Origin of the sequence: Mycolicibacterium xanthum (assembly GCF_019710635.1) — a bacterium.
In the GTDB taxonomy this organism is placed as follows: Bacteria; Actinomycetota; Actinomycetes; order Mycobacteriales; family Mycobacteriaceae; genus Mycobacterium; species Mycobacterium xanthum.
On the sequence record NZ_JAIFZS010000004.1, the window covers coordinates 1 to 761 of the forward strand.

A 761-nucleotide genomic window follows, 5' to 3' on the forward strand; every position below is an offset into this window, starting at 1 on the left:
ATGTTCGATGGTTCGCTTCCGGGTCCGGCCGCGGTCACCGACGCCTCCGATGCCGAGCTGATCGACGCGATCTCGGGCTGGGCGCGCGCGGCCGCCTCCGCGGAGGCCCGCAAGTTCGCCGCACTGGCCGAATGGCACCGCCGTGCCAGCGCCCGACCGCTGCGCCCGCGCGCTGCCTGCGACGACACCGACAACGCCGCCGCGCAGGTGGCGTGCGCGTTGACGATCTCACACGGCCGCGCGCAGGGGCTGATGGAGACCGCGGTCAAGCTGCGCGACCACCTGCCCAAGCTGGGGCGGCTGTTTGTGGCCGGCGAGGTCAGCGAGCGGGTGCTGAGCCGGATCATGTCGCTGACCTCGCTGGTCGACGACGACGCGGTGTGGGACGCCCTGGATGAGCAGTTCGCCGAGACCGCCGCCGGCTGGGGGGTGCTCTCCGGGGACAAGCTCGACACCGCGATCAAGGTGTGGATCCACACCTATGACCCCGACGCGATCCGCCGGGTGCCCGCCCGGCTGCGCGACCGCGACTTCGTCGTCGGCAAACACGACGACGAGACCGCCACCACCAGCGTCTACGGGCGGGTGCACTCCGTGGACGCCGCGCTGGCCGCCCAACGCATCGCCGCGATGGTCGCCGGGGTGTGCGACGACGACCCCCGCACCCTGCCCCAGCGCCGCGCCGATGCGTTCGGCGCGGTCTTCGCGGGCGTGTTCGACCTGGCCTGTCGCTGCGGCGGCGCCGACTGCCCGGCCGCCCA

Annotated in this window: 1 protein-coding gene; it reads left to right on the plus strand. The window is 73.5% G+C overall.

The features are described from left to right. Positions 1-761, plus strand: a 761-nt coding sequence (locus JDV09_RS03150; RefSeq protein WP_221367668.1) for a DUF222 domain-containing protein, incomplete at both ends; no start/stop codon positions are given.